Annotated in this window: 25 protein-coding genes; 15 read left to right on the plus strand and 10 right to left on the minus strand. The window is 41.6% G+C overall.

Features of this window, described 5'->3' with window-relative positions:
* Positions 1-93: 93 nt before the first annotated feature.
* Both dacB and FAM09_RS05975 read right to left on the minus strand, forming a co-directional pair.
* Positions 94-1,515 (minus strand): D-alanyl-D-alanine carboxypeptidase/D-alanyl-D-alanine endopeptidase, encoded by a 1,422-nt coding sequence (gene dacB / locus FAM09_RS05970; protein WP_136576131.1) that lies wholly within the window; start codon positions 1,513-1,515, stop codon positions 94-96.
* Positions 1,516-1,570: 55 nt separating this feature from the next.
* Positions 1,571-2,710 carry an arginase family protein gene (locus FAM09_RS05975; RefSeq protein WP_136576132.1) on the minus strand — a complete coding sequence of 380 codons (1,140 nt, stop codon included), beginning with the start codon at positions 2,708-2,710 and terminating at the stop codon, positions 1,571-1,573.
* Positions 2,711-2,847: 137 nt separating this feature from the next.
* Between FAM09_RS05975 and FAM09_RS05980 the strand changes: the two genes are divergently transcribed.
* The 6 genes from FAM09_RS05980 to FAM09_RS06005 all read left to right on the plus strand — a co-directional run bounded on the left by FAM09_RS05980 (position 2,848) and on the right by FAM09_RS06005 (position 11,079).
* Entirely contained in the window at positions 2,848-3,879 is a 1,032-nt protein-coding gene (locus FAM09_RS05980; protein ID WP_136576133.1) for a phenylalanine--tRNA ligase subunit alpha, read from the plus strand.
* A gap of 102 nt (positions 3,880-3,981) precedes the next feature.
* Positions 3,982-4,824: a 3-hydroxyacyl-CoA dehydrogenase family protein gene (locus tag FAM09_RS05985; RefSeq protein WP_136576134.1), complete on the plus strand. Its 843-nt coding sequence runs from the start codon at positions 3,982-3,984 to the stop codon at positions 4,822-4,824.
* A gap of 121 nt (positions 4,825-4,945) precedes the next feature.
* The gene (locus tag FAM09_RS05990; protein ID WP_136576135.1) at positions 4,946-5,944 is read left to right on the plus strand and encodes an SDR family NAD(P)-dependent oxidoreductase; all 999 of its coding nucleotides are present in this window, start codon (positions 4,946-4,948) and stop codon (positions 5,942-5,944) included.
* 233 nt (positions 5,945-6,177) lie between these two features.
* Positions 6,178-7,260, plus strand: coding sequence for a carboxypeptidase-like regulatory domain-containing protein (locus FAM09_RS05995; RefSeq protein WP_136576136.1), 1,083 nt, complete (start codon positions 6,178-6,180; stop codon positions 7,258-7,260).
* Between the two features lie 173 nt (positions 7,261-7,433).
* Positions 7,434-10,358, plus strand: coding sequence for a sensor histidine kinase (locus FAM09_RS06000; protein WP_136576137.1), 2,925 nt, complete (start codon positions 7,434-7,436; stop codon positions 10,356-10,358).
* A complete protein-coding gene (locus tag FAM09_RS06005) occupies positions 10,336-11,079 on the plus strand; it encodes a LytR/AlgR family response regulator transcription factor (protein WP_136576138.1) in 744 nt (247 codons plus the stop codon). The genes FAM09_RS06000 and FAM09_RS06005 overlap by 23 nt, the downstream gene beginning before the upstream one ends.
* 146 nt (positions 11,080-11,225) lie before the next feature.
* Here the strand turns inward: FAM09_RS06005 and FAM09_RS06010 are convergent, their stop codons facing one another.
* Positions 11,226-12,173: a UDP-3-O-(3-hydroxymyristoyl)glucosamine N-acyltransferase gene (locus FAM09_RS06010; protein WP_136576139.1), complete on the minus strand. Its 948-nt coding sequence runs from the start codon at positions 12,171-12,173 to the stop codon at positions 11,226-11,228.
* A gap of 644 nt (positions 12,174-12,817) precedes the next feature.
* Between FAM09_RS06010 and FAM09_RS06015 the strand changes: the two genes are divergently transcribed.
* From FAM09_RS06015 to FAM09_RS06035, 5 genes are all read left to right on the plus strand, one after another.
* Positions 12,818-13,411: a pseudouridine synthase gene (locus FAM09_RS06015; protein ID WP_136576140.1), complete on the plus strand. Its 594-nt coding sequence runs from the start codon at positions 12,818-12,820 to the stop codon at positions 13,409-13,411.
* Positions 13,412-13,447: 36 nt separating this feature from the next.
* Positions 13,448-14,323 carry a YicC/YloC family endoribonuclease gene (locus FAM09_RS06020; RefSeq protein ID WP_136576141.1) on the plus strand — a complete coding sequence of 292 codons (876 nt, stop codon included), beginning with the start codon at positions 13,448-13,450 and terminating at the stop codon, positions 14,321-14,323.
* 72 nt (positions 14,324-14,395) lie between these two features.
* Entirely contained in the window at positions 14,396-14,905 is a 510-nt protein-coding gene (locus FAM09_RS06025; protein WP_166437035.1) for a gliding motility lipoprotein GldH, read from the plus strand.
* A 17-nt stretch (positions 14,906-14,922) separates the two neighbouring features.
* On the plus strand, positions 14,923-15,915 hold the full coding sequence (locus FAM09_RS06030) for a sensor histidine kinase (RefSeq protein WP_136576143.1): 993 nt from the start codon (positions 14,923-14,925) through the stop codon (positions 15,913-15,915).
* Entirely contained in the window at positions 15,905-16,606 is a 702-nt protein-coding gene (locus FAM09_RS06035) for a response regulator transcription factor (protein ID WP_136576144.1), read from the plus strand. Before FAM09_RS06030 ends, FAM09_RS06035 begins: the two co-directional genes overlap by 11 nt.
* A gap of 3 nt (positions 16,607-16,609) precedes the next feature.
* On the opposite strand, the gene FAM09_RS06040 is transcribed toward FAM09_RS06035, so the two are convergent.
* Positions 16,610-18,355, minus strand: a complete 1,746-nt coding sequence (locus tag FAM09_RS06040; protein WP_166437037.1) for a BatD family protein — start codon at positions 18,353-18,355, stop codon at positions 16,610-16,612.
* 216 nt (positions 18,356-18,571) lie between these two features.
* Complete coding sequence (locus FAM09_RS06045) at positions 18,572-19,273, minus strand: SDR family oxidoreductase (protein ID WP_136576146.1); 702 nt, start codon at positions 19,271-19,273, stop codon at positions 18,572-18,574.
* 129 nt (positions 19,274-19,402) lie between these two features.
* Here FAM09_RS06045 and FAM09_RS06050 point away from each other — a divergent pair, with 129 nt between their 5' ends.
* Positions 19,403-20,098, plus strand: coding sequence for a YjjG family noncanonical pyrimidine nucleotidase (locus tag FAM09_RS06050; protein WP_136576147.1), 696 nt, complete (start codon positions 19,403-19,405; stop codon positions 20,096-20,098).
* 73 nt (positions 20,099-20,171) lie between these two features.
* Here FAM09_RS06050 and FAM09_RS06055 read toward each other — a convergent pair whose 3' ends face one another.
* Genes FAM09_RS06055 through FAM09_RS06070 form a run of 4 tightly spaced genes read right to left on the minus strand, consistent with a single transcriptional unit; the run spans position 20,172 to position 23,351 of the window.
* On the minus strand, positions 20,172-20,831 hold the full coding sequence (locus FAM09_RS06055) for a phosphatidylserine decarboxylase family protein (RefSeq protein WP_136576148.1): 660 nt from the start codon (positions 20,829-20,831) through the stop codon (positions 20,172-20,174).
* 53 nt (positions 20,832-20,884) lie between these two features.
* Entirely contained in the window at positions 20,885-21,520 is a 636-nt protein-coding gene (locus FAM09_RS06060; RefSeq protein WP_136576149.1) for a M949_RS01915 family surface polysaccharide biosynthesis protein, read from the minus strand.
* Positions 21,517-22,413, minus strand: coding sequence for a phosphatidate cytidylyltransferase (locus FAM09_RS06065; RefSeq protein WP_136576150.1), 897 nt, complete (start codon positions 22,411-22,413; stop codon positions 21,517-21,519). Before FAM09_RS06065 ends, FAM09_RS06060 begins: the two co-directional genes overlap by 4 nt.
* A gap of 17 nt (positions 22,414-22,430) precedes the next feature.
* On the minus strand, positions 22,431-23,351 hold the full coding sequence (locus FAM09_RS06070) for a CPBP family intramembrane glutamic endopeptidase (protein WP_136576151.1): 921 nt from the start codon (positions 23,349-23,351) through the stop codon (positions 22,431-22,433).
* 145 nt (positions 23,352-23,496) lie between these two features.
* Between FAM09_RS06070 and dusB the strand changes: the two genes are divergently transcribed.
* The 3 genes from dusB to FAM09_RS06085 all read left to right on the plus strand — a co-directional run bounded on the left by dusB (position 23,497) and on the right by FAM09_RS06085 (position 26,055).
* The gene (gene dusB / locus FAM09_RS06075; protein WP_136576152.1) at positions 23,497-24,537 is read left to right on the plus strand and encodes a tRNA dihydrouridine synthase DusB; all 1,041 of its coding nucleotides are present in this window, start codon (positions 23,497-23,499) and stop codon (positions 24,535-24,537) included.
* Between the two features lie 27 nt (positions 24,538-24,564).
* The gene (locus tag FAM09_RS06080) at positions 24,565-25,545 is read left to right on the plus strand and encodes a M28 family peptidase (protein WP_136576153.1); all 981 of its coding nucleotides are present in this window, start codon (positions 24,565-24,567) and stop codon (positions 25,543-25,545) included.
* A gap of 96 nt (positions 25,546-25,641) precedes the next feature.
* Positions 25,642-26,055, plus strand: a complete 414-nt coding sequence (locus tag FAM09_RS06085) for a DUF4870 domain-containing protein (RefSeq protein WP_136576154.1) — start codon at positions 25,642-25,644, stop codon at positions 26,053-26,055.
* An 18-nt stretch (positions 26,056-26,073) separates the two neighbouring features.
* On the opposite strand, the gene FAM09_RS06090 is transcribed toward FAM09_RS06085, so the two are convergent.
* Complete coding sequence (locus tag FAM09_RS06090; RefSeq protein ID WP_243751602.1) at positions 26,074-26,604, minus strand: glutathione peroxidase; 531 nt, start codon at positions 26,602-26,604, stop codon at positions 26,074-26,076.
* Between the last annotated feature and the right edge of the window lie 91 nt (positions 26,605-26,695).

Here is a 26,695-nt window from a genome sequence, read left to right on the forward strand (position 1 = left end):
TTTAGTTTAACGGCCAATTGCCAGTTGCTGATAATAATACGGGGTATGATAGCTCTACGGTTGGGGAGTAAAAGAGAAAATTTAAAAACTTTGTTAATACCGGTCCCGGATGCCGGTCAGGAATGCTTCAACCCCTCTGCGAATAGTGACTGCGCTGCCTGTGTGATTATTGATGAGAACTGAAAAAATCAGCAGCTTGTTCTTTTTAGTGTATAAATATCCGCTCAACGCTACAACGCCCGACAAGGTTCCGGTCTTGGCAAAGATATAATTACTATCTTGTTTGTACAAATTACCCAAAGTACCCCTGCCACCTGTTGGCAATATCACCTGCAGCCTTTTCATGCCAAATTCCTGCTGCATTTTGTTCAGTAGAATCACAAAGTCATTGGGTGTAAACAAATTATAACGGCTCAGCCCACTGCCATCTACCCAGCGGGGTTTTTGTGGCAGGTTGCTGAGATCGGTTTTCAGTAAGGTATCTATGATCTTTTCATCGTTCATTTCGCCCAGTTTTACCTGGCTTACCATCAGCAGCGATTGTTCAGCATAAAAATTATCGCTGCGGTGCATCATGGGTTGCAACAACGAGTCGGTTGGCTGAGAGAAGATCGTGTTCAGGTTTGCAGGCCGTTTTTTGAGCTCAGGTAGGTAGGTGATCTGTTTGCGAATTGTATCGGGCAGCAGTTCAAGGGCCGATTGAATACCATGCGTAATAAACGGCACATCCTGTTCTTTTTTCTTTTCCATTCCCTCCGTGATCAAAAAGAAATTTTCATCGCGGTTGCGCTGTACGAAAAAAGCTTTACGGGTAACGCCGGCATTAAAACGCACTTTCCAGTTTATTTCAGGAATGGAATAAATAGAAGGTGTTTGATCTTCCTGGGCTGGATTGCTAACGCCACTGTCGCTCATTTCCTGTACCCAGTGCACCATATTGCCATACACCGGCAATGCACTGCGCTCAGCCATATAATTCGTGTTATAATCGTTCCAGGCCCAGCCGGCGCCCAGGGCATCCTCTTTCCAGTTGCCATCAGTTATATAAACCGACTTGTTTGTTTTTTGCAGAAAATCGATAACAGGTTGTTTTTTGAAATCGGTGTGCAGCAGGCTGGGGTCACCGGTAGCTACCAGGTATACCGCTGTATCGTTTTCCCAATACCTTATGCCGGGCAGGCTATCGCCCAGGTATTTTAAGGCTGCATAACAACTAAGGAGTTTGATGTTGGAAGCAGGTACAAAATACTTTTTGCCGTTATGATCGTAGAGGTATTTATTGTCCGATGCATTGAACAGGCTGATGCCCACATGAGCATGTTGCACGCTTGAATCCTGAAAAATAGCTGTGTTGGCAGATCTGGATATTTGCCGCTGGGTGGAACAGGAAGCAAGTTGAAAGCTACAAGCTATAAGCCACAAGCTGAAAGAAGGCTGTAAACTGTAAACTTTAAGCCATAGGCTTTTGAATACAGGATTTATTGTAATGGGAGGGAACCTGCTTCTGTTTCTCATGCTATTGATTGAATATTAATGCAGTAGCTCCATTAGCAAATTAGCTAATTAAGCCTTACTCTCTTTCCTGCGCCCGCAACCACCTTTCCGGAATTTCATTGCTGCTGGCCAGCAGGTAATCTTTATAAGAACAGGCGATATACTTTTTATCGGGTAACTGCATCCACCAGCGACCGGTTTTTTTACTTTGTAAAAAAACCGTTTCTATTTCGGCAAATGCCATATGAAATTCATTAAACGAATCTTTTTCTTCCAAACGGGCTTCGCGCTGGCCGCGACTATAACCATCAACCAGGTACCACAACATATGGCTGATCTGTTTGGCGGTAAGATCGTCTTTATCTTTTTCGGGCACATACCCGTAAATACCAATCGTACTGATAGTAGGACTTAACCCCGCAAAACGCATCAGCACACACGCTTCTTCACCTGTTAGTCCGTTAGGAGTAATTTGATTGGCAGGCGCAAAAGCATGGGCGATGGCTGCAATATCAAAACTGAACAATTGGGAATTGCGGATCACAGGTTCCATTTCTTCAATATTCTCCTTCACATGGCCTACCCTGATACAATCAAAACGCAGCTTATCCATCGTTTCCAGCATGTGCGGATGTACATAATAGCTCTGGAAAGCGATATGATTATAATGCTTTATAAAATTCGGTTCACCGGTAAGCATTTCCATTAAAAAATTCTCCGACCGGTTGTTTGATTCTATGCTCAGGTCTATAAGCGAATCAACGCAAGTAGCTTCAATAATTCTGTTGCGGCTTGTATAAGAATGGTATTGTGCCAGCGTAAGATCGTGTGAACCGCCCAGTATCACCACGGTTTTTCCGGCTTCCGTTAACTCAGACAGTACCGTCTTCAAGGCGGCATACGTATCGTTCAATCCCGCGCCGGGGATAATATTACCAATATCTACCAGGTTAACATCAGAATGCCATTGGTATAACGAATAAAACTGGCGCCTAACAGTATCAGGCGCCGATAATTTGGAGTGCAATTGCAGGTTTCCCCTGATCTCATTACAACCCAACAGTACTATATCTGCAGCCCGCAGGTCGGGCAATTCTTCATCTTCATAAACCACGATCTTTTTGCCGATCTGTCCATCCTTATAACCCTCATCTTCCGAGATCATGTACCGGTTAACAGGTTGCAAAAAATCTCCAATATTTAAAGTATCCGACATATGCCTGCAATATAATTGAATAAGAAACAAGGCACAAGAATCAAGGCACAAGAAGTTCCAATTCGTAGTCCTTGCCAAATGTAAGCGCTTGTGCCTTGAACCTTGAGCCTTGTGCCTTAATCCCCTATCTTTGCCGTATGGATGAATTGTTACAACAAATTGCAGCATATAAGCAGGAAATTGAGAGCCTGCCAACCAATGGAGCTGATTCACTGGAAGCTTATCGTATTAAATTCCTGGGTACAAAAGGTATTGTAAAGAACCTGTTTACCGAAATGAGGAATGTGCCGGCCGATAAAAAGAAAGAATTCGGGTTAATATTGAACGATTTCAAACAACTGGCCGAAGCCAAATACGAAAACTGGAAACAGCAACTGGAAGGCGACAGCACCACCACTGCGGCTGCTATTGATGTAACCCTGCCCGGCGATCCGTTGCCATTGGGTACCCGCCATCCCATCAATTTGTTCCTGAATCATGTGATCAGCATTTTCAACCGACTGGGTTTTTCAGTAGCCGAAGGCCCTGAAATTGAAGATGACTGGCACAACTTCACTGCATTGAACCTGCCCGAACATCATCCGGCGCGCGATATGCAGGATACATTCTATATTCAGCAAAACCCCGATTGGTTGTTGCGTACGCATACCAGCAATACCCAGATACGGGCCATGGAAAAAGGCCAGTTGCCGATCCGCATTGTATGTCCCGGTCGTGTATACCGCAACGAAACCATCAGTGCCCGCAGCCATTGCTTTTTTCACCAGATAGAAGGTTTATATATTGATGAGAACGTTTCTTTTGCCGACCTGAAACAAACCCTGTATTTTTTTGTGCAGGAAATGTATGGCAAAGATGTAAAAGTGCGGTTCCGCCCTTCTTACTTCCCATTCACCGAACCCAGCGCCGAAATGGACATCAGTTGCCAGCTTTGCGGCGGAGAAGGTTGTGCCGTGTGCAAACGTACCGGCTGGCTCGAAATATTAGGTTGCGGTATGGTACACCCGAAAGTGTTGGAGAACTGTAATATCGACCCCGAAAAATACACCGGCTTTGCGTTTGGTATGGGTATAGAACGACCTGCCCTGCTCAAATACGGTATCAATGATATTCGTTTGTTCAGCGAAAACGACGTGCGGTTCCTGCGGCAATTTACCAGCGCCACTTAAATCAATAGGCAATAAGCAATAGGCAATAGACAATGACCGCTAATAATCGTGCATTCCGAATCTTCTTGCCAATTGTAAATTGCCAATTGCAAATTGATCATTATGGTACAAACAATATGCATTTGCGGCGCAGGCACTATGGGCAGCAGTATTGCCCAGACGGCGGCCCAACACGATTTTCATGCAATATTATACGACGTAAGTACAAGCATGCTTGAAAAAGCCAAAACGGCTATGGAAAGCAACCTGAAAACCCTTGTGCAGAAAAACAAGCTTACCGCCGAGGCAAGTGCTGCTGTTTTAAGTCGCATTCAATTTGTGAACGACATCAATTATTGCCTGGCAGACCTGGTTATAGAAGCCATTGTTGAGAAGCCGGAAGTTAAAGTGGGTTTATTCAATCAACTGGCCGAGGTAAACCACAGCGAAGTGGTCTTTGCAACCAATACATCTTCTTTATCGGTTACGGAAATTGCCAAAAAAGTAATTCAACCCGAACGCGTGGCTGGCATGCACTTTTTTAATCCGGCCACTATCATGAAACTGGTTGAAGTAGTAGCTACCCCCTTCAGTAATCAGCAAACAATTGACACCATTGTACAAACAGCCCGTCAAATGGATAAAACGCCCGTTTTATGCCAGGATGCTCCGGGTTTTATTGTAAATCACGTTGCCCGCCCGTATTATTTGGAAGCGTTGAGGCTGGCCGAACAGGGAGTAACCGATTTTCAAACCATTGATACCCTGTTAGAGGCATCAGGTTTTAAAATGGGCCCATTCCGCCTCATGGACCTCATTGGCAACGATATTAATTATGCCGTAAGCTGCCAGGTGTACGATGCCCTCGGCAAACCCGACCGGTTACAACCCTCGCCCATTCAAAAAGAAAAAGTAGAAACCGGGCAACTGGGCCGCAAAACAGGCAAAGGGTATTATGAATATTAGTTAAAGCACCACGCGAATATCTTTCCCGGGCATATAAATTATTTTGAAACATGCATTACGTGTTTATACTGACAGGTTTTGTGTGAGAAAGGTTATCTTCGTGCCCTGTTAATAATTGCACTTGTTTACCAAAATACTCGTTACAGGCGGATCGGGCTTTATAGGCGCTTACATCATAAAAGAACTGGTGGAAAAAGGATATGCTGTGCGGGCTATTCGACACAGTAAGGCAGCGCCATTTTTTATTCCCGAACACGTAAATGCAAAAGTTGAATGGGTTCACGGTGATGTATTGGATGTAGTTTCGCTTCACGAGGCAATGAACGGCGTTGACGCAGTAATTCATTCTGCCGCCAAAGTATCGTTTGGCGACAAGGAAAGAAGCGCTCTTTACAAGATCAATATAGAAGGCACGGCTAACGTGGTTAACATGGCGCTTGAAAATAATGTGCAGCGTTTTGTTCACATTAGCTCAGTAGCCGCCATTGGCCGAACCGTAACGGGGGAAACAATAACCGAAGAAAAGAAATGGCAGCCCGGAAAAATGCATACTTCCTATGCCATTAGTAAATACCACGCTGAATTGGAAGTATGGCGCGCAGCAGCAGAAAGTTTAAATACGGTTATTGTGAACCCCAGCACCGTATTAGGTTATGGAGACTGGAGCACATCGAGCTGCGCTATATTCAAAAGTGTTTACAATGAATTTCCCTGGTATACCAAAGGAATAAACGGATTTGTTGCCGTAACAGATGTGGCCAGAGCCGCCGTATTGCTAATGGAAAGCGACCACACCAACGAACGGTTTATAGTGAGCGGCGATAACTGGTCGTTTCAACAATTACTAAATACCATAGCCGACGGTTTTGGGAAAAAACACCCACACAAAGAAGCTACTCCCTTCCTGGGCAAAATTGCCTGGCGAATGGAAAAACTGAAATCGATGTTCTCGGGTAAAAAACCACTGCTTACCCGTGAAAGCGCCCGGGTAGCTCAAAGCATTACCTACTTCGATAATAGTAAATTATTAAAATCACTCCCGGGATTCTCCTTTACACCGCTTGAAAAAGCCATTCAAAAAGATTGTGAACAATACCTGGCCAGGCTGCAACCGCTATAACTGGCAAAAAACTTGTTATACATGCATGACCCGGCTAATATGTTAAAGAAATTTAACCCGGAAGGTGGTGCTGAAAAATTGGCTCCCGATACTTTCAGGGCGTTCAAAACGTTTTAATGAGCATTAGCCGGTTGTGTATCTGAATTTATTCATATTCATGCAATTGGTGCATGAAAAGATGACGGGGCGAAGCGAAAATCTGTATCAGCCTGAATAAAATATTAAATATTCGCATGAAAAATTTAATTATCCTGTTGTTATCCGTTACCTGCTGTACCACCTTGTTAGCACAGGAAAAATCATTTTCAATATTTGGGAAAGTGATTGATGCAGAATCGAAACAACCCTTGCCCGGCGCTTCGGCCTATTGTCAAAATACTACACAGGGAACCGTCTCCAACAACCAGGGATTGTTTTATATGCATCTGCCCAACGGGGGATACGACATGGTAGTAACCTATACCGGTTACGAAAAAAAAGTATTTCGCATTAGTAATAGCCAGCCTTCAACCGACACCATTCTGGTTGAATTGGCGAAGGTTGACAAAGCATTGTCAGAAGTAGCCGTAGTAGGCAGCACCGAAGACCCGGAAGGATTAACTAAATATGGAAAGTTCTTTGGTGAGAATTTTATAGGTAACACCGGTTTTGCAAACCAATGTACCATTCAAAATCCTGAAGTACTGCGTTTCTTCTATTCTAAAAAAAGAAACCGGTTAAAAATTACCGCCCGCGAAGACCTGGTTATAATCAACTATGCATTGGGCTATAAGATCAGGTACCAACTCGATTCTTTCAGTTACGACTACTCCAGCAATATTACCCAATACACCGGTTCACCGCTGTTTCAGGAAATGGACAGCACCGAAGAGGTAAAAACCCAATGGAAAAAGAACCGCGCACATACTTACCTGGGTTCCCGCCTGCATTTTATGCGGTCGTTTTACGATAGCACGTTAGCCCAGCAGGGATTTATTGTAGAAAAATTGAATGATGACCCGCAAAGCGCCAAAGGCACATTTATTACAAACTTTTATAACGAACAGGATTATCTCGCCGACAGTGGTGATGTGGAAATAAACTGGACGGGCCGTTACCGGATCAGCTATGGAAAAGTGTATCCCGATAAACAATTCCTGGAAGAATATAAACTACCGCCTTCCACCCGTTTCCAGATCACGGTACTTGACATTGCCAATGGTTTTGTAATTGAAAAGAACGGCTACTTTTATGAGCAATACGATGTGATCAATACCGGATACTGGGCCTGGAAAAAACTGGCCGAACTGTTACCGTACGACTACTTATATCAATAAAAATGATAACAGGTGTTTACCATATATCCCTGCCAGTTATCCCATACTGCATATTCGCTTATTAATAAAATCTTTGCATTTTAAACTACCCGACTAAAACCTTTTTTTATACCTTCAACGGAATTCTGATATCCGGCAGGTCTGCTGCCGGTTATTGAGTTAACCAGTCGCTTATGGGGACTCTTGCCATCATAGAAGCCGAACTTTCTATGATCCTTAAACGTTTTATCGGGATTCTGTTACTTTTAACCGGTTTACTAACTGTTTGCTCTTCTCATGCCCAGGAATATAATTATATACATTACGATGTAAAAGATGGTTTGGCCGGTTCTACCGTATATGATCTTTGCCAGGATAAAGACGGGTTCATTTGGTTTGCTACCGAAGCCGGTATCAGCCGTTTCGATGGTAGCCATTTCAAAAACTTCACTACGACCGATGGTTTGCCTGAAACTGAAATCATAAAACTATTTCCCGATTCAAAGGGGCGGATATGGATGGCCCCTTTTAAAAATAATATTTGCTATTATTATAATGGGAAAATATACAACCAGGAAAACGATCCGGTCTTAAAAAAGATTAAACTAGTTTCTGTTGCAGGTTTAATACATGAGAGCGTTGACGCTAATATTGCACTGGTTTCAGACAAAGATCTGGTCATAATTCGTGAGGATACCCTTATCGATGTTTTTAGCCATCAACTAGAAGGATTAAGACGTTTTCTCTTTCGGCCCAATCCCTTAGGCAAAGGGTTTCAATTTAATTTAAACGATTCATGTTTTACCATTATTGATGGTAAAATGAAAATCGTTTCCTGTATAACTGTTGGTGAAGACCTCTTTTTACCTGAAAACCTGCAGAAACCAAGAAGTACATTTAAGATCACCGCTGAAGATTACACCCTTGCCGGTGATAAGATAAGGTTCACCAGCACCTGGAAAGGAACCTGGATGGTAGACACTACCACATATGATCACTATGAAGAATTATTTCTGAAAGGCAAACAGGTGAGCCATGGCCTGGTTGATAATGAAAAAAATATCTGGTTTACCACCCTCGGTGAAGGGGTATATAAACTGGCCTCCCGGGAATTCAAAACCTATTTTTTTAAAACCAACCAGACTGCGGAAATATTTTCACTTGAAAAAGTGAATGACAAATTGTATGCGGGTACAGGATATGGCAAGGTCTATGTGCGGAAAAAAAACGCCGTTATCGATACCCTTAATTTACTTAAAGAATTTGAGGTCATAATTAATAACAACAGTGCCAACAGGATAACCTGCTTAAAACAAATAAAAAATGGGGCATTAATGATAGGTTCAGATGGCCTGTTAATTAAAAAAACGCTTGAAGGGAGGTTAACCAGAACCCAGATCTTTTCAATAAAGTCGCTCGATGCGTTAGATAATGGCTTGTTACTGGTAGGCAACGGCAAAAGAACCGTGCTGGTAGATCCCGAAAAGTCAATCACCCTGGATACCATTTGGCCTTACCGTACTACCAGTGTATGCTCCTATAATAACGCTTATTATATAGGTACGCTAAACGGGTTATATATTGTAACAAAAGATAAACAGACCCGCTTTATGGGTGATGTTTATCCCTCGTTACGGCAACGCATCAACTATTTTAGCAAATCATCCGATGGATGTCTTTGGATTGGCACTTACGGGGCGGGCATAATTTGCATGAAGAACGACCAGGTGATCAACCAAATAACTACCCAAAACGGCATTTCAAGTAATATATGCAGAACGCTGTTTGTAAATAATAACTTCTTATGGGTAGGCACCGACAAAGGGATTAACAAAATAAATATCAGCCAAACGCCCTACCTGGTTGCCACTTACAGCACCTCCGACGGGTTGCCCACTGATATTATCAATGCTATTTATGTCGATGGCAATACCATTTTTGTAGGCTCCCCGGCAGGGCTTACCATTTTTGATGAAACCAAAGTAGCGAATTACTCAAAATGTAATTTGCGCGTACTTGATATTACGGTAGCCAATAAATCACAACCACTGCAAAGCAGTTACCGGTTAGGCTATCGGGAAAACAGTTTAAAGATCTCATATGCCGGTATTTCATTTAAATCGGGAGGAAACATCTGGTACCGTTACCGTTTAAAGGGATTAACGGATGCGTGGGATTCAACCAGTCAAACCGTACTGGAATATCCTTCTGTACCACCAGGCAGTTATGATCTGGAACTGATAGCTGTAAACAGAAAAGGCATTATCAGTAATCCTATAAAAATTTCATTTTTTGTAGAAACGCCGTTTTGGCAAACTTTGCCTTTTCAGGTGTCAGTAATTGCAGTTGTTATTTTAATAACCTGGAGTTTGGTAGCCTGGCGCTTTAGAATTTTACGGAAAGAAGAACAGGAACGATCATCTATACAGCAAAAGCTGAATGAGCTGGAGCAAAAGGCGCTACGGGCACAAATGAACCCTCACTTTATATTCAACTGCCTCAACAGTATACAAAATTTCATAATAACAAACGACCTCGAAGCCTCTAACTGGTACCTTTCCGAATTTGCCCATCTTATCAGGCAAACGCTCGATAATTCTGAAAAGAGCACTATATCCATTACTAACGAAATAAAGTACCTGAAAAGATACCTTGAGCTGGAAATGATGCGCTTTGGCCATTCTTTCAATTATAACATTGCAGTGGACACTGAAATTGATAGCGACATGGTCGATATCCCAACCATGATATTACAACCATATATTGAAAACAGCATTCGGCATGGTATACGGTATAAAGAAAATGGGGAAGGCCATATTGATATAAGATTTCAAAAAAACAATGATGGATTTATATGCATTATCCAGGATAATGGCATCGGAAGGGAAAAGGCTAATGAGTATAAATCGCAAATGCATGTTGAATATCAATCAAAAGGAATGTCATTGACGGCCGAAAGAATAAATATCCTGAATCGTCAGTTAACAGATCCTATAACCATTGAAATAAAAGATCTAACCGATGCACAAGATCGGGCCATGGGCACAAGGATTATCATACACTTTCCTTATACCGTTAATATTAAACCCGTGAAAAATGATACGAACCATAATTATTGACGATGAGCCTAATAACATAGAAGCGCTCAAACAGCTTTTGCTGAAATACTGCCCGCTGATAGAGATCATCGACATTGCCGAAAACATCCGCACCGGGCAGGCTGTTATATTGAATTCACAACCCGACCTGGTTTTCCTGGATATAGAAATGCCATTTGGCAATGCCTTTGAACTGTTGAACAACCTGTCGCCGGTTAACTTTGAAGTTATCTTCGTTACCGCCTTTGATAATTATGCTATCAATGCTATAAAATATTCAGCCCTTGACTATTTATTAAAGCCGGTTAATATAAAAGAACTGCAATCAGCCGTACAAAAGGCAGCCGAACGCATTAAAACAAAAAATATTACCAGTAAAATTGATACGTTACTTTATAATCTGTCGGTAAGTAAACCTGTTTTACAAAAAGTGGCGCTTCCAACCCTCGATGGATTGGTTTTTGTAAATATAAACGATCTGGTTTGGCTCGAAGCAAGAGGAAGTTATACGTTTGTTTATATGCAGGACCAGCAAAAAATAATGGTATCGCGCACTTTAAAGGAATTTGAAGACATTTTACCCTTTGAAAACTTTTCCCGGGTGCATCAGTCGTATATTATCAACCATTTTTTTATAAGAAAATACAATCGCGGCAGAGGGGGAACTATTGAAATGGAAGATGGCACTACAATTGAAGTCTCGATGCGCAAGAAGGATGAATTCTTATCAAAATTTAAGTAATACGGAAGTAAGAGGTAGGAAGTATAAGCTAAGAAATTAGGAAATCTTCTTACTTTATATCTCTTACTTCATACCTCTTACTTCATACTTCTTTTCACCTTGTCAATCTGCCAACTTGTTAACTTTTCAATTTATTCTGAGGAATACTATTTAAGAGACTTTATCTTTTCCCAGATCTCAGGTATCCGCTTTACCCACACCAGCTCTCTTTTTTTAATGCCTGCTTCTTCGGCCGGCGACCCAAAATAAATTTTACCCCTTTCCAGCGTACCACCTACACCGCTTTGCGCCAGTACTACCACATTATCCTCTATAGTCAGCGTTTTTGAAACCCCTACCTGTCCCCATAATATAACACCATTACCAAGGGTTGTAGCGCCTGCTATTCCTACCTGTGCAGCCAGTAAACAGTTTGCACCTAAAACAGTATCATGGCCAATATGAACCATATTATCCAGCTTACTTCCCCGGCCAATGTGTGTATCGTGCGAAACCCCGCGATCGATGGTACAACCGGCACCGATCTCAACATCGCTTTCAATAACTACCCTTCCGCAGCTTTCCATCTTTTTATACCACACCTCCCTGTCTTTTTTGGTATTGTAATAAAAGGCGTCTGATCCAATAACTGTTCCGGCCTGTATAATTACATTGTCGCCAATAACACAGTGATCCAATATGGTAACATTAGGGGCGATAAAGCAATTCTTTCCAATGCTTACTTCATGGCCTATATAAACGCCAGGTGCTATATAAGTTCCTTCTCCAATACTAGCCGAGTCGCTAACCGGTTTAAAAGCGGGTTTAAAAGGTCGAAAGTGACGAACAATAGTTTGGTATGCTTCGAAAGGTTTATCTACGATCAGCAATGCCTTTCCTTCCGGACAATCAGTTTTTTGATTAATGATAATAAAGGTGGCTGCAGAATGCAAACACTTGTCGTAATACTTGGGATGATCTACAAATACCAGGTCACCCGGTTCTACTTTATGTATCTCATTAATGCCTGTAGCTATTCCTTCTGTATTACCTATAAGCTCTGCGCCTATCAAACTGGCTATCCATTGAACTGAAACGGGAGCAGGAAATTTCATATCCGATGATTTTCGCAAAAGTAACGCACGATGGGCACACCAATCAGGTAATTCTTCCCTTCAGTTTCAGGTTTTCTGATATATTAACGTACCAGGCAATGATAAACATCGTGAATTTTCTATGACAACATCCGTTTATTACTTATTTGGGTTCAATATACCGGCTTCAACAACCTGTTATGTCATTAAAGGGAGCTGTTAAGGGCATGATTTAACCTTTCAATCATCTTTTTGGCAAAAAATAAATGAGGGGGTTAATAGCTTAATCAATGGATTTTCTTACTGTGATGCATGTACAAACACGTTGCTTATAAAACTTACTTTGCACGATCGATATGTTATCGCATACAAACTAGTATAGCGTACAACCCGCTGCCAGCACATGTTTCAGCCAATGCAAAAAAACAAAACATAGCAACTTGTTTTATAAACGTGCTATAAAATTGTGTTCAACATTGCACATAACGCTGAATTAAGGCTTCGCTTTTCCCCATTACATAAAAAAAATGTGAATAAAATTTATTAGAAATTTTTTTTAGATAGAAAAAATTATTTTTAATATTGTGGAGGGAAATTTATTTCCCGGTACTTACTAACCCATCCACATAATGAATCTCCCGGCTCCCCGGGAGATTTTCTTTTGTATGCATCGCTATTTTATCATCTATAAACCATACCTGGTACTATCACAATTCACTTCTTCAGAAGGTAAACAAACATTGAAAGCATTCTTCAATGTGCCGTCTGATGTTTATCCTGTTGGCCGATTGGATTATGATAGCGAAGGATTGTTGATCCTTACCAATGATGCATCACTCAATCATCGCCTGTTGAATCCTTCCTTTGCACACGAACGGGAATATTGGGCACAGGTTGATGGAGACATACAGGAAAAAGCATTGCATGAGTTACGATCAGGGGTTTCAATAACTATAAACGGATCAAAATACAGAACGCGTTCATGTAAAGCAACGCGTTTCCCTAACACACCACCTGTTCCCGATCGCAATCCGCCCATTCGCTTCCGTAAAGAGATACCCACCAGTTGGATCAAACTGGTTTTAACAGAAGGGAAGAACCGGCAGGTAAGAAAAATGACCGCCCAAACCGGTTTCCCCACCCTTCGTTTGATCCGCTATCGCATTGGTGGTATTACTTTGGATGGCTTATTGCCGGGCGAGATGCGTGAAATGAATAAAAATGACATCTATACCCGCTTGTTTGGGGGGCGGGCTTAAACTTTTATTCATTACCTTGCTAAAAAAAGGTACGTTATGTTGAAATCAATGACCGGCTTTGGAAGAAGTGAAAAAACCGTGGGAGATAAGACCTTCCTGGTTGACATTAAATCACTGAATGGAAAACAATTTGAACTATCCTTAAAAATACCGGCTTTTTTAAAGCCGTTTGAATTTGACATAAGAACATTGTTATCTAAAAATTTAGGAAGAGGTACCATTGACTGCACGATAAGCCTTAAAGAAAGCGGCGCGGCTAAACCGGTAAGTATTAATACCGATCTGGCCAAAGCCTATTACCAACCAATTGCCGAATTATCGCAGGCATTAAACCTCGATCCTTCTCACATCTTAAGTACCCTGATCAAATTACCCGAAGTGATCACTCCTACCGGTGAAACCCTAACCGAGGATGAATGGATCTCTTTTGAAAAAGTTATTGTTGCCGCCATGGATAACCTGAATAACCACCGGCTCGAAGAAGGTAAGATAATGGAAGCAGACCTGCTTTTGCGCATAAGCAATATTCAAAAACAACAGGAAATAATTGCTACCCTGGAACCTTTACGTAAGCAAAAGATCAGGGAAGGCTTAACCAAGGTACTGGAAGATAATGTGGGGAAAGAAAACTATGATCCCAACCGCCTGGAGCAGGAACTTATTTACTACATCGAAAAAATAGACCTCAGCGAAGAACAAGTGCGTTTAAAAACTCACTGCGAGTATTTTAAAACCATATTGAATGAACCTGAAGAAGGAAAAGGTAAAAAACTATCTTTTGTACTGCAGGAAATAGGTCGTGAAATTAATACCACCGGTGCTAAAGCCTACGATTCATCCATTCAAAAATGCGTGGTATTGATGAAAGACGAGTTGGAAAAAGCAAAAGAACAGGTCCTGAATGTATTGTAGAAGGTGGAAAGTTGAAGGTAGGAGGTGCCTTGCACCTTCTACTGCTGATTCATATCTTTGTAAAAAATTCCCTTGAGCAAGAACATCCTTAACTATATTTCTTACTTCGTACTTCTTACTTCGTACCTCGCGTTACCAGCCTGTGGTACAGTAGATGTTTTTGAAAAACATGCCACTATTCCCCGGCAGATCTGGAAAAGCAGCTTCAAGCCCGAAATAACGTTTAATATAGAACCAAAGGATACAACAACCCGGTTCCATATTTTTATTGTTTTACGGCATACAGATGCCTATCGCTACAAGAACATCTGGATAAATGTACATACCGAATCACCCAATGGCGTAGTTCAAAACCAACCCCTGAACCTGCAACTGGCAACCGACAATAAAGGCTGGCTGGGAAGTGGTATGGACGATATTTTTGAACACCGTATCCAAATTACGCCGCCAAGATCTCCCCTATCGCTAAGCGCCGGAACCTATCGCTTTAAATTGGAAAACATTATGCGGGAAGACCCCTTGAAAAATGTAATGAATGTTGGTATCCGACTTGAAAAAGCGCACCTTGAACAGGCTGAATAGTATTTATATGTTTTCAAATGGACGTATTTACTAAAAAGCGACTTGTTATTGCCAGTGTAGTTTACTGGCTTTTGCTGGCTTACATAGTAATAGCGCTGGTATGGTGGTTTATTGCCCTCGAAAAGCAAAACCACCGGATGGCAGACTATAAGATCAGTGAACTGAAAATGGATGATCCGGCTTTTCAGGCCAAATACCAGGTAATTACTGACGAAAGACACATTAAAGACGTTCAATACATCGGCGAAGGCGCTATTTTCCTGGTGGTTATATTAATTGCTTCCATATTTGTTTACCATGCCGTACGGCGCCAGATAAGATTGCACTCTCAGCAGGAAAATTTTATGATGGCCATAACGCATGAATTGAAAACACCCATTGCCATTGCCAAGCTCAATCTGGAAACCCTGTTGAAGTACAGCCTTTCGGAAGAAAAGAAGCAGAAAATGCTTCAGGCAACCCTGCAGGAAACCAACCGGCTGAATACCCTTGCCAGCAACATCCTGGTCTCATCCCAACTGGAAGGCGGCCGCTACCGGATAGCGAAAGAAGATCTGGAACTTTCTGACCTGGTAAAAACCGCGTTCAATGATTTCAGGAACCGATTTCCCGACAGGCAATGGCAAAGCGAGATAGAACCGGAAATAGACATCAACGGTGATTCCTTACTGTTACAAATACTGGTAAACAACCTCATTGAAAATGCCATTAAATATTCTCCCAAAGAAGGCTTAATTACCTGCAAACTGCATCAAAAGAACAAAACCATTCTGTTTCAGGTAATGGATGAAGGCGCCGGCATACCCGATGATGAAAAGAAACGGATATTTGAAAAGTTTTACCGTATAGGCAATGAAACAACCCGTACCACCAAGGGCACCGGGTTAGGACTATACCTTTGTAAAAAGATTGTCGAAGATCACAATGGACACATCAAGGTAGCTGATAATTTAAACAGAGGCAGTACTTTTATGGTAAGTTTCACGGTAAAACATGTCCATGAGCAATAAACCATCTATATTACTGGTAGAAGATGAAGAAAACCTGCACGAAGCGCTCAAGCTGAACCTTGAATTGGAAGGGTATGAAATCACTTCAGCGTATACAGGCAGCGAAGCATTACAGAAAGTACAAAGCGAGTACTTCGATCTGATCATACTCGACGTTATGCTACCAGATGTAGATGGCATCAGTATAACCGAAACCATCCGCGTTCAAAACAACCACGTTCCAATTTTAATACTCAGCGCCAAAAACACCAGTTCCGACCGGGTACTGGGCTTAAAAAAGGGCGCTGATGACTATCTTACCAAACCCTTTAACCTGGAAGAGTTATTGCTGCGGGTTCAAAAACTGATAGAAAAGAACAAGAAGATGCAGGATAAGGATTCAGTTGGCGATACCTACCAGTTTGGTGGTCATACAATTGATTTTAATGCCCAGGAAGCGCGAACGAAAGAAGGGCAACGCATTCAGCTCAGTAAGAAAGAGGCCATGTTGCTGAAGCTGTTATTTGAAAATAAGAATGATGTGGTGCCGCGGGAAAAGATTCTGCAAACCGTATGGGGATATAACGTTTATCCTACCACCCGTACTATCGACAACTTCATATTGAACTTTCGTAAATATTTTGAACACGATAGCCGCAATCCCAGGTATTTTCATTCGGTTCGCGGCGTGGGGTACAAATACACAGAGTAAACGTTATCCTTTTACTTCTATTAATTCTTTCACTAACTCCTCTGCTTTGCCCATCAAGGCGCCCATACTGTGAACAGACTGGTCGGGAGTATACAAAGCCCATTCGCATTCGTCGAGGATAGCCGAAAAATTATGGATGGTTTCAGCCGGCATGCCCTTTCCAGCAAGCAGTTGGGTAATATGATGCTTATTCATTTTTGATGGTAACACCTGGTATGTATCGGCAACAACCTGCCAAAGCGCTTGTTGAACTTCATGGTAAAAAGCCTGTTGATGCTGATGCAACAATGCCAGTTTTGCATTGGCCAGCAATGTAGCAGCTATTTTTTCAGGTGAAGGAATTTCTTTTACAGGTGCAGGGGTCGACAGTTTTGCCATTTCTTTCTTTTTGCTTTTACGCAAAGAAATAACCTGGTACCCTATGCTGGCGATAATTACCAATACAATACATGCAAACCAGTAAAACTGTGGTTGAATGACAGGTGATTTACTAACAACGCCTGTATCAGATCCCGTATCTGCCTTTTTAACACCAGGCAAAACATGTAACGTAATGGAATCGCTGGTAGCCGTTTTATACTTATTTTCAGCCGGATCGTAAAAAGGCAGGTGCACAGCGGGAATTAAATAATCGCCGGTATCAGGCGCCGCAAACGAATATTCAAATGATTTGGACCCGCTTAGCGGAAAAACATATTTATTAATATTTTCTTTAACGGCCGGTTCGGCTGTATCAACCCCCTTTGGCCATTTTATAACCGGCGGAGTAAGTAACGATAAATTACCACTACCGCTGATAGTTACCTGTATTTTTACCAGGTCGCCCTGGTGTATGGGAACAGCAGGTACTTTTACGATGACGTTAAAGTTACCAACCGCACCGGAAAAATCATCGGGTTGATTAGCCGTTGGTAAAGGTTTTACGGTAATAGTTTGTGGCTCGGTACGTAAAATAGTACGGTGGTTAATGGCCGTTGGAAATAAAGGAGTTGCATTTCTATTAAACAACGAACGTTTTTTGCCGGCCGGTTCATCTGTTTTTATAAAATGAATAACACTTTCAATTTCTGCGGGGTCAAGGGTATATTTACCTTCCTGCAAAGGAAACAACTGCACTTTGCGAACAAGATTGGTATAATACAATCGCCCATTCAGTTTTTCAATGACAGGTTTGCCATCATAGGCATCTACCATTTCCATTACGCTAAATCCGGTTAACGAAGGCCGTTTTACGACCTGGGAGTTGGCATTCAGGCGGGAATACGCTTTATACACTACCATTAATGGTTCACCAACATAACAAGTGGTTTTACTGGTTTCTACCCGCAAAAATAGGTTCTTCTGTATTTTATCAGTTATGTTATCTCCGGGATGCAACTCCGATTCTCCTTCCGTATCAATATCATCGGGATCAATATTGTTCATGTCGGGCACGCCTGGCTTCACCGCAATACGAACCGCATTGGAGCGCATTTGTTTTCCATTAATGATAGCCGTGGCTCCCGGAATGGTAAACCGGCCCTTTTTAGGGGCCAGCAATACAAATATTCTAGAGAAGTTGTAGAAACCTTGGCTAAAATTTGCTGAGTTCTGGTCAAATACACTTGCTATTTCAAACCCTTTAAACTTAGGTGTTTTGAATTGATGAATGCTGCTGGCGCCTTCAACAATATACTGTACCTGGAACGTTTGGCGTGCAGATATAGTTGATTCACTTACGAGTGTATAAAATTTTACCTGTGCCTTCAACGACCCGATGACAAGGCAAAAAAACAGCCCAAATAAAATGATATGTATAATTTTTCTGATGCTTGCTATTTTAGTTTAGCAGTTATTACCACTCATAACAAATATAAATTTTGCCGGTCAAGGCTGGTAAAAATGTTAGCGTTAAAGGAGCGTTAATTGATGGAAGGCAATGGGCAGTAGAGAATATACAGCCTGCTCACTACTGCTACGGCCTTATTATAAATCTCCCAATTGCGGGCGCAGAATAATTTCCTCTACGCAGGCCTGGGCTGATAATTGTGAAGCAGAATAAATCATTTGGGCTATATCATTAGCCTGCATAATACGTTTGGGGTCAACGCCGCTGCCCTCCCAGGAGTCGGTGTAGGCAGCACCAGGATAAACAGCAGTGACTTTAATACCATGAGGTTTCATTTCCTCCCGCAGGTTGGTTGAAAAACCGGCTAAAGCATATTTGCTAATGCTGTAGGCGCCGCCGTTCGGGTACGCCTTTAACGAAGCAATGGAACACATATTGAAGATGTGGCCGCTCTTCTGGGCTATCATGTGATTGATGACTGAGCGGGTTACATGGTAAGCGCTATACAAATTTACCGCCATCATATGCTCCAGGTTGCCATCGGGTTCGTTGTATACACTTCCCGGGTCAAATAAGCCGGCATTGTTTATCAACACATCAATAGTCACCTTCAAACCAAGTGCCCATTTTCCAAATGCCTGCGCTTCTTCTTTCACAGAAAGATCAAAAGCTTTCGCTTTAACCGTGATGCCGGGATAAACAGTCATTATTTCCTGCATTGCATTGTACAAAGCCACTTCATTACGGGAAGTCAAAATAAGATCATGGCCGTTCTGTGCAAATAAATGGGCAATTGCTTTACCCAATCCTCGCGATGCGCCGGTGATTACAACATTCATAATTGCTAAATTAATTACAAAACGGGTCAGGGCAAAGCATTATTAGCTGGTTTACAAAGTATACGAAAATCGCTTTCCTGCACTCCCTGCTGGTTTCAGGAGGTAATGCCTTATTTCGTAACTTGCGGAATGAAGTACCAGCATATCTTTTTTGACCTCGATCATACATTATGGGATTTCGAAACCAATAGCCGCCAAACACTCGAAGAACTGTTTCATTCCTACAATTTACAAGCAAGGGGCGTTCACGATTTTGATTTATTTTACAAAAACTACATGGTGCACAATGAAAAGTTGTGGGACCGTTTCAGGAAAAGTTTTATCAAAATAGATGATTTGCGCTGGAAACGTATGTGGCTTACCCTGCTTGATTTTAAAATAGGAGATCAGACGCTGGCCCTCGATATGGCTAAGCGCTTCCTTGATCTATTACCATCCCGCAAAACTTTATTTCCATATACAGTTGAAATACTTACCTATCTCACCAATAAAGGGTACCGCCTTCATTTGATCACTAACGGGTTCGAACAGGTACAACACAGTAAATTAAAGTATGCCGGTATCGATAGCTATTTTATAGAAGTGATCACTTCTGAAGGCAGCAGTTATATAAAGCCTAATAAAGAGATCTTTGATTATGCATTTCAAAAAACAAAAGCGTTGCCGGCAGAAAGTATTATGATCGGTGATAATATTGAAGTGGATATTCAGGGAGCCATCAATGCCGGAATTGACCAGGTATATGTGAACCACCTCAATATAGATCCTGTGGTACAACCTACCTATACGGTGTATTCATTGAAAGAACTGGAGAATATATTTTAAATGATAAAGGGTGAACCCTCAGCTGGCTGGCAGATGGCTCACCCTTTACTTTATAAAAATCTTTGCGCCGTTTTTACGGTAAAGTGGCAATTACAGATACGCCGCCTTTCACCACTTCATTGAATTTCACATTCACTTTAGCATTCAGTGGCAATAATAAGTCGACCCGGCTACCGAATTTAATAAATCCCATTTCTGCGCATTGCTCTACTTTTTGACCAACGCTCAGGTAGTTTACAATTCTTTTTGCTAAGGCGCCGGCTATTTGTTTTACCAGTATTTCACCTTTCGGGTGACGGATCACCACGGAATGACGTTCATTCTCGGTTGATGATTTAGGATGCCAGGCCACCAGGTATTTCCCTTTATGGTATTGGTTATACACTACTTCACCGGTAACCGGTGTTCGGTTCTGGTGCACATTCGCCGGACTCATAAATATGGAAACCTGCAATCTTTTATCTTTAAAATATTCTTCGTCATACACTTCTTCAATAACTACCACTTTGCCATCGGCAGGTGCAATTACCAGGTTACTACCCAGCATAAGCTGCCGCCGCGGAACCCGGAAGAATGAAATAATAAACAACAGTAAACCCAGGGTTAATATAAATATCAGCCAGCTTAACCAGGCTAAATGAAAACTGATAAAATAGAATGATGCCAGGTTAATAACAGCAAACAGTATAGCTGTGATCAATATACTCTTATATCCTTCTTTATGAATGGTCATTTAAAAATTTTAGGGGTTAAAATTACAAAATAGTATCGCACCATGGCATTTCTTTATTTGGCCGTCTTGGCAACGCCAAATTTATTCCATTGTCTGTTGGCAAATTCCAGGAAAGCATCAGGCGCTTCTTCAAACTTTTTCTCAACCTGTTTATCGCCACCCTGCTTTTCGTTCCCTTTTACTACTGTGGTAGTTCCTTTTATCAGGTACAGGTCCTTCCCTTCATAAAATACCAGTTTCTTTTCTTCGGGTCCCCAAGCAGATCTGCATCCCTTGGCAAAAGCAAACCCAACTTCGGCAATACCATCCCCGTCAAGATCAGTTATAGTAAGTGAATTACTGAAAAAATCGCACCGCACCTCAAAAGCGCATTCTTCAACTACCTCATTTATTTTCCAGACTTCCTTGTATGTACTGTCTGCTGTTTTTATAAAATGATACGCAAATAATTTCGCCCCCCGGGTTGCATCGTAAACACTTGACCAGTAAACGCCAGTTTCTGTAAGTATCACTATATTTTCACCTCTGCTATCTTTCCATCTTTTGCCATCTTTTATCTGGCCTTTGTATAATTTTTTGTTGATCATGCCGGGCTTGAATTCCAGCAAGGGTACCGGGGTTTCTCCGGGTGCGGCGGTACAGCTTAATAAAGCAGTAAAAAGGATAATGATCAATAATTGGTATTTCATTTTAGAGCCAATTGAATATATAACCAAACAAATGGAATTGCTAACAGTAAAGAATCAAATCTGTCTAAAAAACCACCATGGCCTGGCATAATATGTCCACTGTCTTTTACATTGGCAACGCGTTTTAATTTGCTTTCCACCAGGTCACCAGCGGTTCCTACAACAGCAGCAATAGCAGCAATTACAACCCAATGTATAACATGATACCCATTGGCGGGTACGGTAAAGTAACCTAATAACGCTATTACCGCAATACACAGTATGGCACCTCCTACTGTTCCTTCCCAGGTTTTTTTGGGTGAGATCTTTGAAAACGGGGTTTTTCCTATCAATGATCCAACAATGTACGCCATGGTATCATTGATCCAGATGGAAAAGATCAATCCGCAGGGAATCACTTTTCCCCAGCTATCCGGTGTTAAAAAATCAACATTCCTGCTGGGTGGTATAAAGGAATTACGCAGGTCCATCATCAAGCCCCAGGCTAATGAAATATACAGTAACCCAATTGCAGAATATCCAATGTTCTTAGGCATTATTTCCTTCGCAAATAACAATTCAATGATTGGTAGAATGAATATAAATAACAACCCAAGCCACCAACCAATTTCATGTAACCGCATTCCAAAGATCACAAACTGGTCATTGGTGAAATACAACATGATGCACCAGCCAGCCAATTTCACGCCATATTTATGAAAAGGGGTAATGGTAGTATAATCGTGGTCAATTAATCCAACCAGCTTCTGGTATTCTGTCCAGCAGCCGAAATGAATAATACTGAATAATATAAAAAAACTCCAGTGGTTCCATAGCAGGCCGGCAAGCATCACTACTACAAATACCACCGCGGTAAGCGATCTTGTTTTTAATGTTTTTACGTGAAGCGCCATAGGCAGTCGCAAATATTTTATGCCATAAATTGATTGGTTGGTGTCAACTCATCTGTATTGTACACCTTGGAAAAGGTAATTGTAGATTGCTTTTGAAAGTACCACAGTATAGCCCAGACAACAATACCACAAACAAGGGCAACTAATACCGGCGTTTCAGGATTTTTATCAATATACTTCGGAACATAAGAGGCAATCATCACCTGCGCTGCATTATTTACAAAATGAGCTATTATGCTCGTCCAAATACTGCCACTAAACCAGTAAAAAGCGCCCAAAACAATACCTAAAAACATCCGCGGCAAAAATCCCAGGAATTGCATGTGTAACGATGAAAATAAAACGGCTGTTATAACAATTCCGGCCCAGGGGTTACGGGCTATTTGAATAATTATTCTTTGTAAAACGCTTCTAAAGAACAGCTCTTCACATATAGCCGGCAACAAGGCTATAATAAACACATTAATAACAATATCCAGGGTACTTCTTATTTTAAGAAAAGCCGCCATTTGCAGGGAAGATTGCTCTTCCATTTTTATTAGCTGGTCTGGCAAGGGTATTTTTTGATTGAGGTCACCCAACCAGAAAACAAAAGGCAGGGCAAGCAAAATACCTACTACGGCCAACACGTACATATTCGCTTTTTCTGCATTCCTGAAACCCAAAAAATAACGATAGTTCCCTGTAAACGTAAATCGTGCAAATATGTAAACCGGTAATACGAACAGCAGAACAGAGGAGAGCGCCTGTACTATTTTGAATACGGCAATTACTTGATTGTTATTCCAGTCAACTTTTTCAATATGCTCAACATCAATCCCGCTGGATTTGTAAACAATTATAGAAAATACCCCTGTGAAAATGTACAACAAACAAAAGAGCCCAAGGAACAACCCCATCTGTCGCAAGGGTGATTTTAAACGTAAATGACCTCTCATAGGCTGGTATAAACAAAGATTAGTGTGTAAATTTGCTGCCTCGCAAATCCTTGTAAAGGGTGCAAGATAAGGAGTTGTGATTGGCTTTCAAATTATAATGTAATTGGGTCAAACACAGCACTTTCTATTAATAACAACAAAGAAAATGGTACAAATCGCTAACATATTGCTCCCTGATTTTCCGTTGCTTCTGGCACCTATGGAGGATGTAAGCGACCCGCCATTCCGTTTTGTATGCAAGCAAAACGGGGCCGACCTGATGTACAGCGAATTCATTTCGAGTGAAGGACTTATTCGGGATGCTATCAAAAGCAGACAAAAGCTCGACTTTACCGAATTTGAACGTCCTTTTGGAATTCAAATATTTGGGGGCGATGAAGAAGCTATGGCCCTGAGCGCTAAGATCGTAGATACGGTTCAGCCCGATCTGGTGGATATTAATTTTGGCTGCCCTGTTAAAAAAGTGGTTAGCAAAGGAGCTGGCGCAGCCGTTCTAAAGGATGTTGATGCCATGGTACGGCTTACCGCGGCAGTTGTAAAATCAACCTCGTTACCGGTAACCGTTAAAACCCGGTTAGGCTGGGACGACAGCAGTAAAAATATTGAGGAAGTGGCTGAGCGCTTGCAGGATGTTGGCATTAAAGCCCTTACCATTCATGGTCGCACCCGGGCTCAGTTGTATAAAGGAGAAGCTGATTGGTCGTTAATTGCCGCTGTAAAAAACAATCCCCGCATTCATATACCCATCTTTGGAAATGGCGATATTGATACGCCGCAAAAAGCGCTAGATTATAAAAACCGGTATGGCGTAGATGGTGTAATGATTGGCCGGGCTGCGATCGGTTACCCCTGGATTTTCAGAGAAATCAAGCATTATTTACAAACTGGCAATATGCTGCCGCTTCCATCGGTGGAAGAACGCGTAGAAATTTGCCGTACCCATGCCCATAAATCGGTTGAATGGAAAGGTGAAGTTTTAGGCATTCTCGAAATGCGCCGCCATTACTCCAATTATCTCAAAGGGCTACCTCATGTTAAAGAATACCGTACCCGGCTGGTAACGGTAAAATCATTACCGGAAGTAGATGGAATATTGAATGAGATCAAAGAAAAGTTTACCGGCATCGTATTGGAAAGACAGGTTATACCATTATCGGAAGACCAATTACCAGCCTGTGCGTGCTAAGCAGCTGCATTTTTAATTTCTCCATATATGATAACCCTTTTCACTTCCTGTGCAAAAAAAATAACCAGGGCGGCGATTGCTGGGCTGGCTTTTGCTTCTGTTACCATAATCATTACTGGTTGCCCCCCTAATAAAGAAAATAAGAAGAATACCGGCACAACCAACTTACTCATCAATATTGATAGTACTACTTTAATTCATCACTTTGCTTATTTATCATCTGCTGCCCTGGAAGGAAGGGAAACGGCCACACCTGGCAATCAGTTGGCCCGTGAATACATTGTAAAGGTGTTTGACTCCCTGCGATTAGCCAAGGCAGGTGATTCGTTTTTACAGCCTTTTCCATATGGCACCAACAACCAGCAAGGAACCAATATTATTGGCGTTATCAAAGGGTACCAGTATGAAAAAAACTACCTTGCTATTACAGCACATTACGATCACCTCGGTAAGCGCAATGGAGATATTTATTACGGGGCAGATGATAATGCTTCCGGTACAGCTGCCCTGCTGGCAATGGCACAATATTTCAAACAACACCCACCCAAGCACTCGTTGCTTTTTGTAGCTTTTGATGCAGAGGAAAAAGGGTTGGTAGGTTCAAAGTATTTCGTTGCAAATTGTCCCATTCCGTTAAGGTCTATTATGTTAAATGTGAACATGGATATGATAAGCCGCAATGATAGCAATGAAATTTTTGCCACTGGCATTTATCATTACCCCTTTTTAAAGAAATATGTAGATAGTATTCAGCCATTCACCCCCGTACATATACGATTTGGGCACGATGGGGAGAAAGCTGGTTCCCATGACTGGACCAATCAATCGGACCATTTTCCATTCCACCAAAATAGTATCCCATACCTGTACTTCGGGGTAGAAGACCACGCAGATTATCATCGCCCGGGAGATACTTATGACAAGGTGAATAAAAGCTTTTATTACCAGGTATGTACTATGATCACCGCGGTAGCCTCAGTGATAGATCATCCTGATGTTGTGCAGTAAGCAGTGTAATTTTTTGTCCTTTCATGCGACTAACCAGGTAGCAAGGATTATTCATTGGTCTTTCTTTCTTAACTTAAGATTAAAATACACTTCACCATGACTACACGCGAACAAAATGTACGCACCTGGGCAATGCTTTGTCATTTATCTGCCTTAGCCGGTTTATTTTTTAGCTTAGGAAGTGTTATTGGACCGTTGTTGGTTTGGCAAATAAAAAAGAATGAATTACCCGAAATCGATCCACACGGAAAAGAAGCCTTGAATTTTCAGCTAACAATTTTACTCCTAAATATTGTGGCAGGAATTTTTTTTATCGGCTTCCTCGGTGCTGCATTTGGTGTGAGTCGCTTTTGGACAAGTCCATTTTCCTTGTTTAGCGGAGGTTTTGGAATAGTATCAATTTTAGTTATCATCAACTTGGTTGCTTGGATACTTGCCGTAATAGCTGGATTAAAGGCTAATAACGGTGAGTCTTATAAATATCCGTTTTCGATTAAGTTTATTAAATAAAGGGCAGGCGTCATCTCGCTACTGCCTTTCTATTGCCTTCACCACCACCTCACTCAGCGGCGAAACAGAAGGATCAAAATAATGAGTAAGTACGCCCTGCTCATTAAGCAGGTATTTTGAAAAATTCCAGGAAGGAGGCTGCTCATTCCATCCATTTTTCGATTTATCTGTCAGCCATTTAAAGATGTTATTCTGATCGCCAGATTTAATAACCACGCTTTTTTTCGCCAGCGGAAATGTAACGCCAAAATTTACTTTGCAAAACTGGGCAATGTCACTATCGCTTCCTTTTTCCTGTTCCTTGAAATCATTGGCTGGGAATGCAATAATCTCCAACTGATTGTTAAACTGCTGATATAACTTTTGCAGATCTTCATACTGATTGGTATACCCGCAATCGCTGGCCGTATTCACCAGCAACAATTTTTTTCCTTTAAACGTTTGCAGCGGCAATGTATTTCCATTATTTAAAGGAATACTAAGTTCGTAAATAGGATGAATAGGCCGCACATTTTTAGCATTCGATACTACTTTCGTGTTCTTACCCATTAGTTTCGTAAACAATATCCACAGAGGATAAACTACCTTAAGTATTCTTTGCCTGCCTGTCATAACTTTATTTTTTTAGTTGATCTTACGA

Source organism: Niastella caeni (assembly GCF_004834005.1).
Classification (GTDB): Bacteria; Bacteroidota; Bacteroidia; order Chitinophagales; family Chitinophagaceae; genus Niastella; species Niastella caeni.

Excerpts from the sequence above, each read along its gene's own strand:
- FAM09_RS06015 (WP_136576140.1), top strand. The coding sequence starts at position 12,818 with ATGCATCGCTATTTTATCATCTATAAACCATACCTGGTACTATCACAA.
- FAM09_RS06060 (WP_136576149.1), bottom strand. The coding sequence starts at position 21,520 with ATGAAATACCAATTATTGATCATTATCCTTTTTACTGCTTTATTAAGC.
- FAM09_RS06080 (WP_136576153.1), top strand. The coding sequence starts at position 24,565 with ATGATAACCCTTTTCACTTCCTGTGCAAAAAAAATAACCAGGGCGGCG.
- FAM09_RS06050 (WP_136576147.1), top strand. The coding sequence starts at position 19,403 with ATGAAGTACCAGCATATCTTTTTTGACCTCGATCATACATTATGGGAT.
- FAM09_RS05975 (WP_136576132.1), bottom strand. The coding sequence starts at position 2,710 with ATGTCGGATACTTTAAATATTGGAGATTTTTTGCAACCTGTTAACCGG.
- FAM09_RS06030 (WP_136576143.1), top strand. The coding sequence starts at position 14,923 with ATGGACGTATTTACTAAAAAGCGACTTGTTATTGCCAGTGTAGTTTAC.
- dacB (WP_136576131.1), bottom strand. The coding sequence starts at position 1,515 with ATGAGAAACAGAAGCAGGTTCCCTCCCATTACAATAAATCCTGTATTC.
- FAM09_RS06000 (WP_136576137.1), top strand. The coding sequence starts at position 7,434 with ATGGGGACTCTTGCCATCATAGAAGCCGAACTTTCTATGATCCTTAAA.
- FAM09_RS06010 (WP_136576139.1), bottom strand. The coding sequence starts at position 12,173 with ATGAAATTTCCTGCTCCCGTTTCAGTTCAATGGATAGCCAGTTTGATA.
- FAM09_RS06085 (WP_136576154.1), top strand. The coding sequence starts at position 25,642 with ATGACTACACGCGAACAAAATGTACGCACCTGGGCAATGCTTTGTCAT.
- FAM09_RS06090 (WP_243751602.1), bottom strand. The coding sequence starts at position 26,604 with ATGGGTAAGAACACGAAAGTAGTATCGAATGCTAAAAATGTGCGGCCT.
- FAM09_RS06065 (WP_136576150.1), bottom strand. The coding sequence starts at position 22,413 with ATGGCGCTTCACGTAAAAACATTAAAAACAAGATCGCTTACCGCGGTG.
- FAM09_RS06035 (WP_136576144.1), top strand. The coding sequence starts at position 15,905 with ATGAGCAATAAACCATCTATATTACTGGTAGAAGATGAAGAAAACCTG.
- FAM09_RS06005 (WP_136576138.1), top strand. The coding sequence starts at position 10,336 with ATGATACGAACCATAATTATTGACGATGAGCCTAATAACATAGAAGCG.
- FAM09_RS05980 (WP_136576133.1), top strand. The coding sequence starts at position 2,848 with ATGGATGAATTGTTACAACAAATTGCAGCATATAAGCAGGAAATTGAG.
- FAM09_RS06020 (WP_136576141.1), top strand. The coding sequence starts at position 13,448 with ATGTTGAAATCAATGACCGGCTTTGGAAGAAGTGAAAAAACCGTGGGA.
- FAM09_RS06055 (WP_136576148.1), bottom strand. The coding sequence starts at position 20,831 with ATGACCATTCATAAAGAAGGATATAAGAGTATATTGATCACAGCTATA.
- FAM09_RS06045 (WP_136576146.1), bottom strand. The coding sequence starts at position 19,273 with ATGAATGTTGTAATCACCGGCGCATCGCGAGGATTGGGTAAAGCAATT.
- FAM09_RS05995 (WP_136576136.1), top strand. The coding sequence starts at position 6,178 with ATGAAAAATTTAATTATCCTGTTGTTATCCGTTACCTGCTGTACCACC.
- FAM09_RS06070 (WP_136576151.1), bottom strand. The coding sequence starts at position 23,351 with ATGAGAGGTCATTTACGTTTAAAATCACCCTTGCGACAGATGGGGTTG.
- FAM09_RS05985 (WP_136576134.1), top strand. The coding sequence starts at position 3,982 with ATGGTACAAACAATATGCATTTGCGGCGCAGGCACTATGGGCAGCAGT.
- dusB (WP_136576152.1), top strand. The coding sequence starts at position 23,497 with ATGGTACAAATCGCTAACATATTGCTCCCTGATTTTCCGTTGCTTCTG.